This window comes from Rossellomorea yichunensis, assembly GCF_032337515.1.
Taxonomy (GTDB): domain Bacteria; phylum Bacillota; class Bacilli; order Bacillales; family Bacillaceae_B; genus Rossellomorea; species Rossellomorea yichunensis.
The window spans coordinates 307,743-323,699 of the sequence record NZ_JAVYAD010000006.1 but is presented as its reverse complement, the minus strand read 5'-3'; the positions used below and the strand labels follow the sequence as shown (position 1 = coordinate 323,699).

Below are 15,957 nucleotides of genomic sequence, written 5' to 3'. Positions count from 1 at the left end.
TCATTCATACATAAGGAATCTGAAAGGAGATAACGTTTTGCTACATCACTATAATACCGTCAAGGGTTACGGAGAACATGAAATCACGATAGAGCGCTCTCGATTCATCACGTATGTGAATCGGGTGGAAACTGAAGAAGAAGCTCAGGAATTTATCACTCACATTAAGAAAAAGCATGGAGATGCGAATCATAACTGTTCCGCCTATATGATCGGTGAAAACAATCTCATCCAGAAAGCGAATGACGATGGTGAGCCGAGTGGGACTGCAGGTGTACCCATGCTGGAAGTATTAAAAAAACGTGACCTTAAAGATACAGTTGTCGTTGTTACCCGTTATTTCGGCGGGATTAAGCTTGGTGCAGGCGGACTTATCCGCGCATATGGCCGTGCGACCTCAGAAGGCTTGAACGCTACCGGTATTGTGGAAAGAAGCCTGATGCGTATCATGAAGGCGAAGATTGATTATACTTGGTTAGGAAAAGTGGAAAATGAAGTGCGGTCCTCTCATTATAAACTGAAGGACATTCACTATTTAGAAGCTGTAGAGGTAGAGGTCTATGTAGAGGAAGCCAAAAAGTCTTCGTTCTTTGAATGGATGACAGAGCTGACAAATGGACAGGCTGACATACAAGAAGGGGATGTGGAATACCTCGAAACATCTGTTGAAACCAACTTGTAAAAAACGTTACATTGGAAATATCTTTTTTCTTACAAAGCCATCAAGAAACTCATACTAATTGTATAGAAGTAACGCGGAAAAATGACTCTTTAGACGGATAGAGAAATACACTTTTTTCGCCTACAATGGTGAAATTAATTGGACAACCTAACGTTTAGATTCATCTGGTTAATGGGTAGTTATACATTAACTTGTTACTTTTTGAAACTTTTCACTAAAATTCGACGTCTAATGAAGAAAGCCTCTGCTTTTTTTGACATAATACCCACTACGTATTTTAGTAATTGTTCCCTTAAAAAAAATGTTGCACATCATTAAATATGTGGTATTCTTACAATTGGAGTGCCCATAGAAGAAAAAGAGGTGAACGAATGTACTCTCTAATTGATTTTGTAATTGCTTTTGCTATTTCTTTAGTTGTTTCTGTAGCAGTGACTCCATTCGTCATTAAATTCGCCAAGCGATTTGGCTTTGTGGATAAACCAGACCATCGTAAGGTTCATAAAGGTCTCATGCCTCGTGTGGGCGGCTTGTCGATCGTCATTGGTGCATCAGCTGGCTTATTGTATTTGAATGATCTGATTGCTCCACTTTGGCCGGTCATTCTTGGGGGAGGAATCATCCTGATTGTAGGAATCCTTGATGATCGCTTTACCCTGTCACCAAAAGCTAAGCTTGTTGGACAAATCCTGGCAGCTTGTATCGTCGTGTTTGCCGACTTTAAAATTGACTTCATTACTTTGCCGTTTGTGGCAGAGCGTATATATTTAGGAAACTTCAGTTATGTGTTCGGTATTCTGTGGATCGTTGGAATCACGAATGCCATTAACCTGATCGATGGACTGGATGGACTGGCAGGAGGAGTATCCGTTATTGCCATGACTTCCATTATGGCTCTTGCAGCTATGAATGGTCAGTATATGGTCGTTGCCCTTACCGTTATCTTAATCGGTGGGACCATCGGATTCCTGTTCTTTAACTTCAATCCTGCGAAGATCTTTATGGGTGATACAGGAGCATTATTCCTTGGATACTGTATATCCATCATCTCGCTACTTGGATTGTTCAAGAGTGTGACCATCTTCAGTTTAGTTGTTCCAATTATCATCCTGGCTATACCAATTTTTGATACGTTCTTTGCAATCATCAGACGTATCCTGAATAAGCAAAAGATTTCAGCACCTGATAAATCTCATCTGCATCATCGATTACTGGCAATGGGCTTCTCCCATAAAGAAACGGTCCTGATCATTTATGCAATCGGAGCCTTCTTCGGACTATGTGCGATCCTATTCACCCGATCAACTCTTTGGGGAGCCATTCTCTTCTCCGCTGTACTGGTGATTATCATTCAGTTAACGGCTGAAGTGGTTGGATTGATCGGTCAGCACAAGCCATTGATCAATACGATGAAGAAATTACGCGAGAGATAAGCACACGCTTCCGTTTATGCGTGGAAAATACTAGATTAGTAGAAAACCTTGGATGATTATCCAAGGTTTTCTTTTATTGTTTGTGCTTTTTACCTGATGGGATTAGAAATAGACTGTTTTCACTTCCAAATATGCTGCTAATAAGGAGATTTTCTTTAGTTTGTCCTTTTTAAACTGGGAATGTGGTCTAAGATTAGCCTAAAGGGCGATCCTGGTGAAGAATCTGTGAGTTGATGTGGTCTTCGCGGGTAAATTGATCCGGTTTGGGATATAATTGATCTTGATTTATGATAATTAATCCTCATTCACCTTTTTTAATCCTAAATCTGATTAATTGATCCTAATTTCAATTAATTGATCCTCCGTGTCGAATTTTCTTGATACAAACGTTCCATACATCCAGGTCCGTCCCCCCTATCTCAAACAACAAACCATCCGAAATTAACGTATAAGTGAAGGAGATGACACTATTTTGCCCACGATTCGTCATATCACGCATATAAACGCTCCTGTGTCCCTTTGTTTTGATTTAGCCCGTAATGTGGAGATTCATACTCAAACTACCTCCAGAACCAAGGAGAGGGCCGTTGGAGGCGTCACAAGCGGATTGTTAGAGGTTGGAGATGCTGTCACATGGGAAGCTGTTCATTTTGGCGTTAAACAGCGACTTACGGCTCAAATTGTCGAAATGGATACTCCTCATTCATTCACAGATGTGATGGTGAAGGGGGCTTTTAAATCCTTTACCCATGTCCATGAATTTCACGAACATGAAAATGGCACACTAATGAAAGACACTTTTACATATAAGGCTCCTTTTGGCTTATTAGGGAATCTTGCAGACATCCTCTTTTTAAAAAGGTACATGTACACATTCATCGAGATGAGAGCAAACGAATTGAAGAATATCGCAGAGCAGAAAAACACTCCTATCATATAGACAGGAGTGTTTAAGTGGTTATTCTTTTTCTTCGAAATAATTACTTCTGATAATAAGATCTGATACTTGCTGGGCTCTCAATTCGTATTCCTTCTGTTCCTCTGTCAGTTCACGATCTGAACGAATGATATTCTCGAGTGGAATGACGGCAAAGCTGTTGTCCGATGTAAGCATATTTCTTCCCATTACGATGTCTTCATATTTCTTTTCCTCAATGCCCATTACATAGGCTAAAGTAGGGTAAATATCGACTTGTCCATATGCTTTGTCTAATTCCAATGGTTCCATCCCCGGATTGTAGAGGATGAACGGCACTCTGCCTTCTTCATCAATCCCCTCAACCTTAGGATTTTCTTTCATCATTTGATCCTTGTAGCTGTTTTCGAAGGCTGCGTGATCACCAAAGATCGCAATCATGGTGTCATCGAGCATATTATTCGCTTCAAGATCTTCCATCAGCTTGCCGACCGCCATATCCGTATAGTGAATGGACTGAAGATAGTGAGCAGCCGATGTGTCACTGTACTGCGCTTCAAACTCCAGGCCTCTGAATTGCTCTGGAATCACGAACGGCGTATGACTTGTTAACGTGATCAGATAGCCATAAAAAGGCTGCTCCTTCTTACTCAAGAATTCAACCGATTGATGGAAAAATTCTTCATCACTCAAGCCCATTCCGATTTCTTCGCCTTCATGGAATTCCTCAATGGCATGATATTCGTCGATATCGATATGCGGGTAAGCTTCCCTTCTGTTCCAATACGTTCCCTCGTCACCATGAAAAGCATAGGTGGAATAACCCTTTTCCTTCAATAGTCCGGGTAGCGTTGTATAATCATTCGTCGGATATCGGAAGAATGTACTCCCCTCCATTACCGGCAGCAGGGATGTATTCACAACAAACTCCGCATCAGAGCTACGCCCGCCTTTTGTTTGCGGATAAAAGTTGGAAGCATATATACTGTTCTTCAACAGTCTGTTCAAGTTGGGTGTGACCTCTTTCCCATTCACCTTTTTATTCAGCACCCAATTTTCAAGGGATTCGAATTGAAGAATGATGAGGTTTTTCCCTTCCCCGACTCCTTCGTACTTATCATTTAAATAGAGTCTCTTTTCTCTGTATTCATCTTTATTGTCAAACCAATCTTTCACAAGAGCTTCTTCTTCCTCGTTCAAGTCAATGTAACGATTGTTTTGATAAAACAGATACATATCCAGAACACTGTATTGAAGCGGATTGAACTTCAATATGTAATCATAGCGATCGTAAATCTTAAAGATTTGAGCATATGGAGTGCCATCGACATAATGATTCTTCAATGGTTTCACGGCAAGGATGCTGAAACCTGCAAGGAAGAGTATGATAAAGGTTTTCCATTGCACCTTAGGAATCGAAAATGATTTCCTTTTAGTCAGAATGAGCAATAGGATGATATCCACTACAAACAGGACATCCAGGCCGTTGATCAATTCCATGATGCTTGGTCCTAATCCTGAAAGGTTAGACGTCTGCAGCAAGGCAAAGAACGATAATGGTGTTCCAAAATAGCGGATATACCATAGCTGGGACAGCAACAGGAAGGTCGCTATGATATTAAGACCGATGATGGCCGTCTTCCTGGACCACGTCTTAAACAGAAACACAAATGAAAATAACATTAAAATACTGCCTGGAAGTGTCACGAATAAGCTTTTCACTTCGAAAAGGCCTTTTCCTAAAAATAGATAGAATAAGACGACTTTAATGGAAAGACCAATGGCAGAGATGAGCAGGAGCTTGTCTTGCCATATGGATAGCAACGCCTCTTTTAGCTTGTTTACTAGATTCATAATCTTAATACCTCGTTTACATAATTGTAATAAAATTTTAACACTTTTCCCTCTACTTATAAAGTCAGGTTTTGACAGTTTATTATAGGAATCGACTTTATTAGAGATGGACACGATAAATAAAGTCGCGAAAAAACCCGGTTTGAGCAGGCTCAAACCGGGTTTCGTTTCCATTATCTACTAGTTGGTGTCCATGTAGCCTGTCTCTTACCTGAGATCGCTCTCAGTGTACCGAGGAAGGCTGCATAGTTTACGAGGCAGAAGTAGTAAGGGATGTACGTTATTTTGTTGCTCGTCACTTTGCCTAATAGTGCGAGAATATAGAATGCCAATTGTAAGCCGAACATGACTTGATATAATGGCTGATCCAGCAGGAAGAGGTTAATGATGAAAACAGCAATCATATAGTAAGGAACAAGCCATCTTAAAAATTTATGAGACATATATTTATAGAAGAAATCGAAATTCCTGAACGGATTCAACACATGCTTGTAGCTCATGATTCCTGTGAAGCTCCGCGTTACGATACGGACTTTCCGGCCAAATTCTTCTGATGATTTTGGTGATGTCTCTTCCATCGTAACCGCATTCGGTTCATAGACGAATCGCTTTTGCTGGTTGATGATGATCAGCGGGTTCTGCATATCATCCCCAACGTTCGGATTCATCTCTTTGAATAATTCTTTACGCAGGGCATAGATTGAACCATTTGCTACGATCGTCGTACCGGTTGCCGTCTCAAGCATTTTCAGGAGCTTTTCATACTTCCAATAAGCACCCTCTGACTCCCCGATGGATGAGTTTGTTGGATTCGTTAAACGAAGCTCTCCACAAACTCCACCGATTTCTTCATCTTTAAAGTGCTTCACTAAATGATGAACGGCATCCTTATTGTAAAGCGAATTCGCATCGGAGAATACAAGTACCTCTCCAGTTGCCAGAGGGACGGACTTGTTCAGGGCTGCAGTCTTCCCTTTTCTTCCTTTTACAACATTCAACTTCACGTTCGGATATTTTGCCACAAACTCATTGACGATGTCATTCGTTCTGTCGGAAGAATCATCTGACACAACAATGATCTCAAGCTTGTCCTGTGGATAATCAAGATCCACAGAGTTTTGTACTTTTTCAGCGATGACTTTCTCTTCGTTGTACGCTGCGATAAAGAGCGTTACCTTTGGTTCATAGCCTGTATCGGTGATTTGATCCTTTTTGACAACTCCTGATATGAGCTTCAGAAGGATCGGATAACCGGCATAGATATAAACCGAAAGGATAATCAGCAGCCAAAAGATTATTTCTAGTATCATATCATGACTTCCTCTCATCTATCCTTATTACCAATTGAAGGTGGACCCTGATGAAGGATCCACCTATCATGTTATGCTTTGACCGTTTTTCTTCCGATTGACGCATAGTAGAATCCGTTCTCTTCCATGTGAGCCGGATCAAAGATATTACGTCCATCCACAATGATCTTACTGTCTACAATCGTAGACACTTTCTCTAAATCAAGCTCTCTCACTTCATCCCACTCCGTTAAGATGAGGATGGCGTCAGCGTTTTGAATGACTTCATATAAATCTTGACCAGTGCGCAGATTCGGAATAAGCGCCTTCGCATTTTTCTCTGCAATGCGATCATAAGCGATGATATCCGCTCCAAGCTCTTGCAGCTTCGGAATGACATCAACAGAAGGCGCGTCCCTCATGTCATCTGTATTCGGCTTAAATGCAAGACCAAGGACGGCAATTTTCTTGTCTGTCAGGTCGCCATTAAAAGCTTCTACCAGCTTATCTACAACTTTAAAGCGCTGTAGACCGTTCACCGCTTCAACGTCTTTGACAATCTTGAAATCGTACCCTACTTGATCGGCAATCTTTACAAGTGCACTTGTGTCTTTAGGGAAACAAGAACCTCCGTAGCCGATTCCTGCGTTCAGGAATTGAGGCCCGATACGAGGGTCATACCCCATTCCTTCTGCCACCTTCGTCACATCTGCTCCAACAAGTTCGCACACGTTTGCCACTTCATTGATGAAGCTGATTTTCGTTGCAAGGAACGCATTCGACGCATATTTGATCATTTCAGATGTTTCGATGTTTGTCACTACAATATTTTTGGTAAATGGAGCATGTAATTCCTTCAGAATCGCTTCCGCTTTCTCTGATTCCACACCAATGACCGCTCTTTCCATATTCACCGTATCGTAAATCGCTGATCCTTCGCGCAGGAACTCAGGGTTGGATGCGACATCGAATTCTTCATGCCCGACAACCTCTTTGATGACACTTTTAATCATGGCACCTGTTCCCACTGGAACCGTACTCTTCGTTACGATCACTTTATAGTCATGCAGGTGCTCTGCAATCGAGCGGGCCGCCGCTTCAATATATTGCAGGTTCGCTTCACCATTCTCCTTTGGTGGAGTGCCCACCGCTATAATGACAAGGTCTGCATCCTTCATCCCTTCAGCATAATTCGTTGTGAAGGATAACCGGCCTTCGCTTATATTCTTTTCTACTAATTCGGTTAATCCCGGCTCGTATATAGGAATGATCCCATTTTTCAGGTTTTCTACTTTTTGAGCGTCTATATCCAGGCATGTCACTTTATTTCCTGCGTCACTGAAGCACACGCCTGAAACAAGTCCTACATAACCTGTACCAATTACACAAATGTTCATCTTAATTTCTCCTTGTTCATTCTGAAATGATGTCTTTTAACCAACTTTTCAATGGACCTTTAAGGTCATCTCTCATTAAAGCAAACTCTACCGTTGCTTGAACAAAGCCGTATTTATTTCCAATGTCATATCTTTTACCATCAAAAGAATATCCGTAAACATTTTGCTTAGTATTTAATTCTTGAAGTGCGTCTGTCAATTGAATTTCATTTCCTTGACCAGGCTCCAGATTTCCTAAAATATCAAGGACATCCGGAGTCAGAACATAGCGTCCCATGATGGCCATGTTAGAAGGAGCATCTTCTAATTTCGGCTTTTCCACAAGTCCCTTGACTTTGAAAAGCGGACCTTCATTCGTAGGGTCTTCTACGTCGATGACGCCATATTTGGATACGTCCTCATCTGGAACTTCCTGTACGCCGATGATGCTCGATTCTTTTTCTTCGAATTCATCGATTAATTGTTTAAGACAAGGCTTCTCAGAGATTACGATGTCATCTCCAAGTAAAACTGCGAAAGGATCGTTACCAATGAACTTTCTGGCACACCAGATGGCATGTCCGAGGCCTTTTGGCTCTTTTTGACGAATGTAGTGAATGTCCGCCAGATGAGAGATTTGTTTGATTTGCTCTAGCTCATCGTATTTTTCTTTCATTGCGAGCATCTCTTCAAGCTCTAAAGACTTGTCAAAATGGTCTTCGATGGCACGTTTTCCACGGCCTGTTACAATCAGTATATCCTCTATCCCTGAATTAACGGCTTCTTCAATAATATATTGAATTGTAGGTTTATCTACAATTGGTAACATTTCTTTCGGCTGTGCCTTTGTTGCTGGTAAGAATCTAGTACCTAAACCCGCAGCCGGGATAATCGCTTTTTTCACTCTCAAAGAACTCACCTCTTAGTTTTGTGTAAATCAATTGTTCTTATTCTGATTCGAAGTCTTTTTAAATAGTGTCTGCAGAGATTGGCTCATTTACGCCTCTAGAAGAGAAATCTGAATGAAGATCGAAACGTTCGTTTCAATCGATGAGCCAAAATCATTAAATTTCACGAGTATTATACCATATGTTGTTGATTTCTTAATCTCACAGGTTTATTGTGCTATAATATAGCGAGTAATTTCAGATGTGAGGATGAAGAAAATGATTAGTGTAATCGTACCAACTCTTGGAACGAAACCAGAGGAACTGAAACGATTGTTTGAAAGTCTTAATAATCAAGTATATAAAGACTTCGAAGTCATTATTGTATCACAAGACAATCACAATTATATTACATCCGTTTTAAAAGATGTTAACTTTAAATACAATCATATTGAAATTGATCGCAAAGGGTTGTCACTTGCACGAAACGTTGGTATCGAGCATGCCAAGGGAAGCATTCTGACGTTTTCCGACGATGACTGCTGGTATAATGACGACTCGTTCCAGCTTGTTATTGATTATTTCAACGAGAACCTCGAGACCGATGTCGCTTGCTTCCAGATCTATGATCCGATCAAAGGCGTTTACTATAAAGAATATGACGAAGAAGAGCAGAAACAGGTTACAACCGGTAAGCTGTTGAAGAAGTCTTCTATCGAGATCTTTATCCAGACGGCCAATATCGAGCGTTCACTGATTCAATTCGACGAGAAATTCGGCTTGGGTGCAATCTATCCTTCAGGGGAAGAAAATGTCTTCTTATTTGATTTAGCCAGAAATCATAAGTCCATCAGCTATTTTCCCAAGGTTGTCGTAAATCACGAGAAGCCTGAGATGCAAACCCGTTTGTATGAAAAGTCCTTTATCGGAAAAGGTCCTTTGTTTAAGAGAATGTACAATACCCCTACTGCAGTGGTGCTATTGACTCTCTTCACTTTAAAGAAGTACCGTCATTTAGATGAGCCATTCAGCTATTATGGCAAAGCGTTCAGAGAAATTTTCAGGTATGAGAAGAAATAGTGTTTGTTTGATTTGATTTTTCGGCAGGTGCCAGGTTGTGGGCGCCTGCCGTTTTTTAGTTTGTGATAGAGTTTGGATCGGTTTTTCTATTAGCTTGTCTTTTTTGGGGTCCGGGTTCGGGCTATTTCGGTAGGCTGGTGACTGATTAGAGGGTGGAATCTCTTCTTCCCAGCATAATTGATCCTTTTTGGATGGAATTGAACCGGATTTACGATAATTAATCCTGTTATGGCTTTTTCAATCCTGAATATGATTAATTAATCCTAATTTCGATTAATTGATCCTACGTGTCGAATTTACTTTATCAAAGAAGGTTCAAATGCCTTCAGAGTTGAATCCAATCCCCATCAACAGGCACTTCATTGGTTGTTAAAAAGTGGACCTTTCGCTTCTGGGTAGATTGGGATGCTTTTGTTCGATTTTCGTTCAGTTCGGATCGTTTTTTCTTTTAGATTGTCTGCTTTGTGGTATTTCGGTAGGCTGCGGACCGTATTTAAGGGTGGAATCTTTTCTTCCCAGCATAATTGATCCTATTTTGGATGGAATTGATCCGGATTTACAATAATTAATCCTGTTTTGGCTTTTTCAATCCCGAATATGATTAATTGATCCTAATTTCGATTAATTAATCCTTCATGTCGAATTTTCTATACCTCACCTTAAGAAGAGCAGTCGCCCCAACAGGCTGTGGAGAGGATAAATAAAAAGGTGCACCCCACTCCCCCGGGTGCACCTCAAGAAATCACTTCTCTTTTAAAATGACTTCCGTAATCATGTCATTTTCTTTCGTTAACTCCAGCTCATTTTGTTCTAGGTCGAGCTCATTCTCAAGATCTCCATGGATCTTTTCGAATTCAGCTGCCGGGATGTTTACCGGAAACTTGATTTCCACTAGTCGCTTATCTTCGTTCAATCCAACAAAGGAGTTGAACTCTTTGTAGTAGTAGAAGAATTCAGCATCGCCTTTCCCTTCAAAGATGTAAACTGGATCGCCATACTTATTGAACAGGTTCTTTTCTGAGTATCCGATTGGGAGAGGCGTTTCTGGCAGAAGACCTGCGTCCACGTACTGCAGGAATTCATCCGATAGTACTTTTCTGTTGTTCTTTTCGTAATCGATTCGGAAGCTCAGTGTTCCGGACTTTTTGAGCAGCTCTTCGTCTGTTATTTCCAAAAACTCTTCTGTCGCAAGATCATCGTTCAAAGCACTTATTAGCTCGACAATCGGTATTTCTTCTTGGGCGAGCAGAATTTTGGTAATTTTACCTTCTTCTACTTCAAATACAATACTTTGTTTCTTGATGATCATATACACGTACGATTGTTCAGCATTTTCATCTGCTTTGTATTCAAACATGTCCAGCTCTAAGTTATTGTCTATAACCTTTTGGAGGTTATCTCCTACATTGATCGTGTCAGAAATCTTGAATTTTTTATTGGATGTGATCAGGTAGTCTGCTTCTCCACCAGTGAAGTGAACGCGAAGCTTTTGTTCTGAATCATCCAGGACTTCATCCTTGGAATCAGGATCTTCCAGTACCTTATATACTTCCTGGTACCTTTCACCTAAGCCGAAATTCAGGAGTGAATATTCGTTTCCGACCGATTTATATTCACTTTTTTGCACCTCTTTTGTTTTCACGCCTACAATGATGCCGAACAAAAGAACCACAAAGATCAGATATGAAAGAAAGATTTTGTATGAACTCAACTGTATCACTCCGTTACATTTTGCTATCTTTGTGTTTCATTTCACCGATTTTCACTAGCACGGCGATAACTAATAGAACTGCCCAGAATCTTGGTGTAACATAATCAGCTCTGTATAAGGATGTGACCATCAGGTGAAAGTACTCTACCAATGCAATGAAGTAGTACATATTCTTCATGCCGTTCTTCAACAGGAATACGGCGATGGATATCAATCCTGTTAATAAAAGAAGGAGTCCGATGACACCTTGCTCGAATAGGACATCAATAAACATATTATTAGCCGAGATGGCCAGGCTCATCTGAGTATGGGGCACGATTTTGGTCCCCGCCAGGAACTCATAAGCTCCCGGTCCGTATCCAAATAGTCCTGATACGATGGAATGATCGAACAGCCACTGGAATGGCATGACATACATATAAATCCGGCTTGATTGTGTCGGATCAAAAAGATTATCTCTTCTGCCCCAGATCGGAGAGAAGAATTTAGCCAACAGGTCCGGATTTACCAGATAAAGACCTGCAATCCCGATGATGCCCACCAACGGAATCATCCATAGGATTTTCTTTGGGAATTTAGGGTGGAACATTAAGTAGACCATTAAAAAGCCGATCACCAAGACCAGGTTAAAGTATGCGCTCACGGAAAACGTAAAGGCCAGTATGAATAATGTTGGAATTAGTACGACAACTGCATACACCCATTTACGTTTTACAAAAAGGAATGCCAATATAATCAGGTCAATCAAGAACGGTCCCATGTAGCTTGGTTCGTTAGTGAATGAGGTGATCCGGAAATCGAACAGGGTCACTCCTTCGACACTATGAACAAAGGAACGTGTATCTAAGTTAAGAAATGGAATGTTGAACACGAAATAGGCAAGCTGCCAAAAGGCTACAGCCACTAATAACGTTATCGACAATGGGTAGACTTTGATGATGCTTTCATTATCCCTTGGCTCATTTACAAGCAAACGGTAGCCAAAGTACACAAACATAAAAAAGCTGAGATAATATGCAAGTCGTGTAATCATCGAGCTCTTCAAGTAGTTCATATACTCTACACTATTCAAGACTGTAGCAGTATAAAAAGCAGAAAGAATAGCAAGTGCCAATGAGATAAGGAATAAAATCAGGAAGCGTTTGAGGTATTTATCAAACTCTGAGGTTTGGGTCAAACGTTTTCGATTGAGTAAGTAATACAGAAATAATAATGAGCCAACCCCCAGTGTCAATACCGCTGGAACGGGTACGGGGAGAAGCTTGATGTATTTGGCTTGAGTAGAGAACTGCGCGAAGAACAAATATCCGGCCACTAAAATCAAGATGATCTGCTCCAGCCTCGGCTCATACTTGTTCATGAGTGTGGAAAAATTCATACTAAACTCCTCATTGTCTTTTTAGTTTATGGAAGGCTTTCGTCAAACGCCTCATTGAATGTAATCTATATCCTTCAGTAAAAGTATTCCGTCCTTCTTCTCCCATTCGGTCATATAAACCAATTCATTTTCTTTATTAAACCGATAGAACTTATTAACGGCTTCGGTATGAAAATAACTTTTCCGTTGAGATGTAAGTTTTTCTTTCAAATAGTTGAAGTCCGTTTCTGTCACTGTGTTATCAGGACTCAGCATATATTTAAAGGTATTCCAATCCGTATTTTCAATATTATTGCGAATGTATTGGTCAGCTTCCAGAAGGTTTCTGAATTTCAATGGCTGATCACCGCAGCCGCTTAAAAATAAGGTAATCAAAATTAGTAGAACGGCAAACTGTCTTTTCATTACAAACTCCTTTCCTATGAGGACCATCGTCTCTTTCGAATTCCTTGTTTCCTATGTAAAAAGGGACGCACCCTGTTAAGTCTTAATAATTAAATAACAATAAAAAATTATACATGAAAACCCATCATTTGAAAATGCTTTGTTCCCCGGCCTCTGCATACTTTGTCTCCCTTGGCAATCCTGCAAAATCACGCAAATCCTCTATGATTCCGTTATGTTAAATATGTGTTACAAACATGTTTTATAGTCATATTTTTGGAAGATTGATCTATATAAGCCAAAGTTACTCTATTTTAGCTACCGGTTGTCTGTGTGGAAGGTTGAGGGGGATGGGCACATTTCGTACAAATATAAAGGAGATTCGACAAGGGGGATCAATTAATTGAATTTCGGATCAATTAATCATATTCCGGATAAAAAAAATCAAAACAGGATTAATTATCGGGGAATCCGGATCAATTCCGGTCAAAAGGAGATCAATTATCTCGAGATGACCATTTCAAGTCATGGATTCATCATCCGAATCGGCCTTCACGTTTGCCTGAGACCACATTTCCAGCTGAAACAAGACAATCTTTGAAGTGAATCTCACAAACGTTCACCCATGTACACGTATATCCCATAAAAAAACTGCCATCCCTAAGAATGGCAGCCTCTTGTTTCTAATTAATTTGCAAATGCCTTTTGGATGTCGCTCCGAACAGAATCTGCAATCGCCCCTTTACCACCCAGGAAGTACGTATCGGCCAAGACTGTACGCTCGTCCAGCCACTTTCCTACATTGTCAGGCAAAGCATCTTTACGTGTCAGTATCAATGGGGATTTCATTGCCGATGCAAGTGCTGAAGCAGGCAGGGCATCAATGAAGACGTCTCCTCGTGCGAAGAATAGTGTCTTCTCTTCAAACTGATCTCGATATTTTTCTGCAATCGTCAAGCTCGTTTGGTATCGGTCCAGCCCGTATACTCGGGAAACATTCGGTGCCAGGGCAGTTAATTGGCGTTCTACTTCAGAAGAAACAGCAGACTGACCACCGATGATCGTTACTTTGTTTATGGTATTCTCTTTCATGTAAGCTTCAACGCTTTCATGTAGAGTATTCTTTGTTGTGTACAAAATCGGGATCTGCATCATGCTGGCATACGATGCAATTGACAAGGCATCCGGGGATTTCTCGTCTTTTGTCACCACAAAGATTTCATTGTTGTTATTGATTTGATCTGCTACTTTTACTGCTGTCTCGTAACGCTCTTCCCCGCTTATACGAGTGATATCAGATAAACCTTTCAGCTGATTCTCTACGTTCGTGCTGATGGCATTCGTTCCACCCAATAAGTAAACTTTCTCAGGTTGAAGTCGTCTAATTTCGTCCAGTACTGTATCCGGAAGTGATGTTGAAGTGGTTAATAATAATGGTGAATCGAGTTTCTTCGCCAATACACTTCCTGTTAACGCATCAATCGATAAATCGCCACGGCCTATGACTACAGCCTTTGATTTATTCTCCCAACCATAATCAGATACACTCACGCTTGTATCATAGCGGTCGTCACCTTCAAGTTCATGGGAATAGTCGTTTAAGTCCAGCTCTCTCTTCACACTTGTTGTTGGATAGTAATAGCCAAGGATCGTTCTGAAGTTGTTTCCTTCTTTGGACATTTGGTAAGCGCCGTATTGGCTCATCCCGATTCCGTGACCGAACCCTCCGCCATTAATCGCAAATAGTTCGTCCTTCTCATCAAGACTTTTCACATATGGACTTTTCATGATAGATGTCCCAAGCATGAATCGAATATTATAAGATCGGTCATCGATGGTTTTCGTTTGCAACTTGATTGTTCCATCTTCATTTTTCACAAATCCACTGTCTTTTTTCTCAAAATAAGTGAAAGAAACTTTTCCTTTCAATACATCTGTTGAAGTAAAAGAGGAATCAGGAATATCAAATGAGACATTTTTGATACCTACTATTTTAATGTCACTATTGTCATCAATATGATTTTTATTTTTCAACCATGATTTCATGTTTGAAATGATTGTTTGATCTTTTTCCTTCACATCCGTCCACCAGGATTCCGGTTTCTTGAGATCTAATTCGTTGGTGTCGAATTGAGCTTTTGAGAGAGTGACCTTCCAATCGCTGTGTGGTGAGATTTTCGCATCATAGATGTCCTGCTTTGTCTCCAGGTAAGGAACCAAAGGTGATCCCCAAACATTTTGATTAGAGAATACTCTTCCCCCATTCGATGAAGAATAAAATGCTTCAGCATAGCCTTCGCCTTTTTTCAGAACTTCACCTTGTGTTTCATTAACTGCCTTTGTTGTATGGGGATTCCAATCATACCCTTTATACACTTGATCACTTTGGCCATCATAAATCGTCCAGTTTCCTTTTTTCAATACAAAGGTTCTGGCTGCGACAGCTTGAGCCTTTAAGGCATCCAGTCCGCCGTTATCGCCCCAGGAAGCAGGCATTTCGGCTGGCACCACGCCTTTTAAGTAGTCTTCGAGATTAATATGATTCACAGGTCTTACATATTTGCCTGATTCAACTGTGAACTCAACTTCACCCAGGTATCTCTTATCGTAATTGCCTTTAATGGTCATCGAACGATCCATCGCTTCAGTAATCGTAGGAATGATGGACACGTTGCCATCGAACTTTTTCACTAGTGCAGTACCTTTGTAAAGAGATAGTTTCCCTGACTCGACCTTGATTGTATAGGCCGCCCCTGGCTGGATGAAAATCGAAGTTCCCTTCACTTGATAGTCACCACTTGTTGAAAAAGGTAGTGAACTCTTACTTCCAATATAATTCTGAAGTTTTACAGAAATAGGTTCACCTGCTGCACTTGTATCAATCGGTGCTGAAATGAATCCCGTAACCATTGTGGAAAGAACCAGCATAGAAAGTAACTTCTTCTTCAATGTATTTCCTCCTTGGAA

At 40.7% G+C, this 15,957-nt stretch carries 13 protein-coding genes; 5 read left to right on the top strand and 8 right to left on the bottom strand.

Annotated elements, in window-relative coordinates:
* Positions 1–37: 37 nt before the first annotated feature.
* The 3 genes from RSX31_RS17835 to RSX31_RS17825 all read left to right on the top strand — a co-directional run bounded on the left by RSX31_RS17835 (position 38) and on the right by RSX31_RS17825 (position 3,055).
* Positions 38–682: a YigZ family protein gene (locus tag RSX31_RS17835; RefSeq protein WP_315635475.1), complete on the top strand. Its 645-nt coding sequence runs from the start codon at positions 38–40 to the stop codon at positions 680–682.
* Between the two features lie 371 nt (positions 683–1,053).
* Complete coding sequence (locus RSX31_RS17830) at positions 1,054–2,115, top strand: glycosyltransferase family 4 protein (protein WP_044338402.1); 1,062 nt, start codon at positions 1,054–1,056, stop codon at positions 2,113–2,115.
* Positions 2,116–2,587: 472 nt separating this feature from the next.
* Positions 2,588–3,055: an SRPBCC family protein gene (locus RSX31_RS17825; protein WP_315635472.1), complete on the top strand. Its 468-nt coding sequence runs from the start codon at positions 2,588–2,590 to the stop codon at positions 3,053–3,055.
* 18 nt (positions 3,056–3,073) lie between these two features.
* Here the strand turns inward: RSX31_RS17825 and RSX31_RS17820 are convergent, their stop codons facing one another.
* The 4 genes from RSX31_RS17820 to galU form a co-directional block, all read right to left on the bottom strand.
* Complete coding sequence (locus tag RSX31_RS17820) at positions 3,074–4,885, bottom strand: LTA synthase family protein (protein ID WP_315635470.1); 1,812 nt, start codon at positions 4,883–4,885, stop codon at positions 3,074–3,076.
* A 173-nt stretch (positions 4,886–5,058) separates the two neighbouring features.
* On the bottom strand, positions 5,059–6,195 hold the full coding sequence (locus RSX31_RS17815) for a glycosyltransferase family 2 protein (protein WP_315635469.1): 1,137 nt from the start codon (positions 6,193–6,195) through the stop codon (positions 5,059–5,061).
* Positions 6,196–6,266: 71 nt separating this feature from the next.
* A complete protein-coding gene (locus RSX31_RS17810) occupies positions 6,267–7,571 on the bottom strand; it encodes a UDP-glucose dehydrogenase family protein (RefSeq protein WP_187443720.1) in 1,305 nt (434 codons plus the stop codon).
* 16 nt (positions 7,572–7,587) lie between these two features.
* A complete protein-coding gene (gene galU / locus RSX31_RS17805; protein ID WP_148996418.1) occupies positions 7,588–8,460 on the bottom strand; it encodes a UTP--glucose-1-phosphate uridylyltransferase GalU in 873 nt (290 codons plus the stop codon).
* A gap of 256 nt (positions 8,461–8,716) precedes the next feature.
* Between galU and RSX31_RS17800 the strand changes: the two genes are divergently transcribed.
* The gene (locus tag RSX31_RS17800; RefSeq protein ID WP_148996417.1) at positions 8,717–9,517 is read left to right on the top strand and encodes a glycosyltransferase family 2 protein; all 801 of its coding nucleotides are present in this window, start codon (positions 8,717–8,719) and stop codon (positions 9,515–9,517) included.
* A 742-nt stretch (positions 9,518–10,259) separates the two neighbouring features.
* On the opposite strand, the gene RSX31_RS17795 is transcribed toward RSX31_RS17800, so the two are convergent.
* From RSX31_RS17795 to RSX31_RS17785, 3 genes are read right to left on the bottom strand one after another with little or no spacing between them, the layout of a single operon-like run.
* Positions 10,260–11,228, bottom strand: coding sequence for a hypothetical protein (locus RSX31_RS17795; RefSeq protein WP_315635465.1), 969 nt, complete (start codon positions 11,226–11,228; stop codon positions 10,260–10,262).
* A 13-nt stretch (positions 11,229–11,241) separates the two neighbouring features.
* Positions 11,242–12,606: an O-antigen ligase family protein gene (locus RSX31_RS17790; RefSeq protein WP_315635463.1), complete on the bottom strand. Its 1,365-nt coding sequence runs from the start codon at positions 12,604–12,606 to the stop codon at positions 11,242–11,244.
* A gap of 51 nt (positions 12,607–12,657) precedes the next feature.
* Positions 12,658–13,011, bottom strand: a complete 354-nt coding sequence (locus RSX31_RS17785) for a hypothetical protein (protein ID WP_315635462.1) — start codon at positions 13,009–13,011, stop codon at positions 12,658–12,660.
* Positions 13,012–13,393: 382 nt separating this feature from the next.
* On the opposite strand from RSX31_RS17785, the gene RSX31_RS17780 reads away from it, so the two are divergent.
* The gene (locus RSX31_RS17780) at positions 13,394–13,591 is read left to right on the top strand and encodes a hypothetical protein (RefSeq protein ID WP_315635460.1); all 198 of its coding nucleotides are present in this window, start codon (positions 13,394–13,396) and stop codon (positions 13,589–13,591) included.
* A gap of 86 nt (positions 13,592–13,677) precedes the next feature.
* Here RSX31_RS17780 and RSX31_RS17775 read toward each other — a convergent pair whose 3' ends face one another.
* On the bottom strand, positions 13,678–15,939 hold the full coding sequence (locus tag RSX31_RS17775; RefSeq protein ID WP_315635458.1) for a SpoIID/LytB domain-containing protein: 2,262 nt from the start codon (positions 15,937–15,939) through the stop codon (positions 13,678–13,680).
* Between the last annotated feature and the right edge of the window lie 18 nt (positions 15,940–15,957).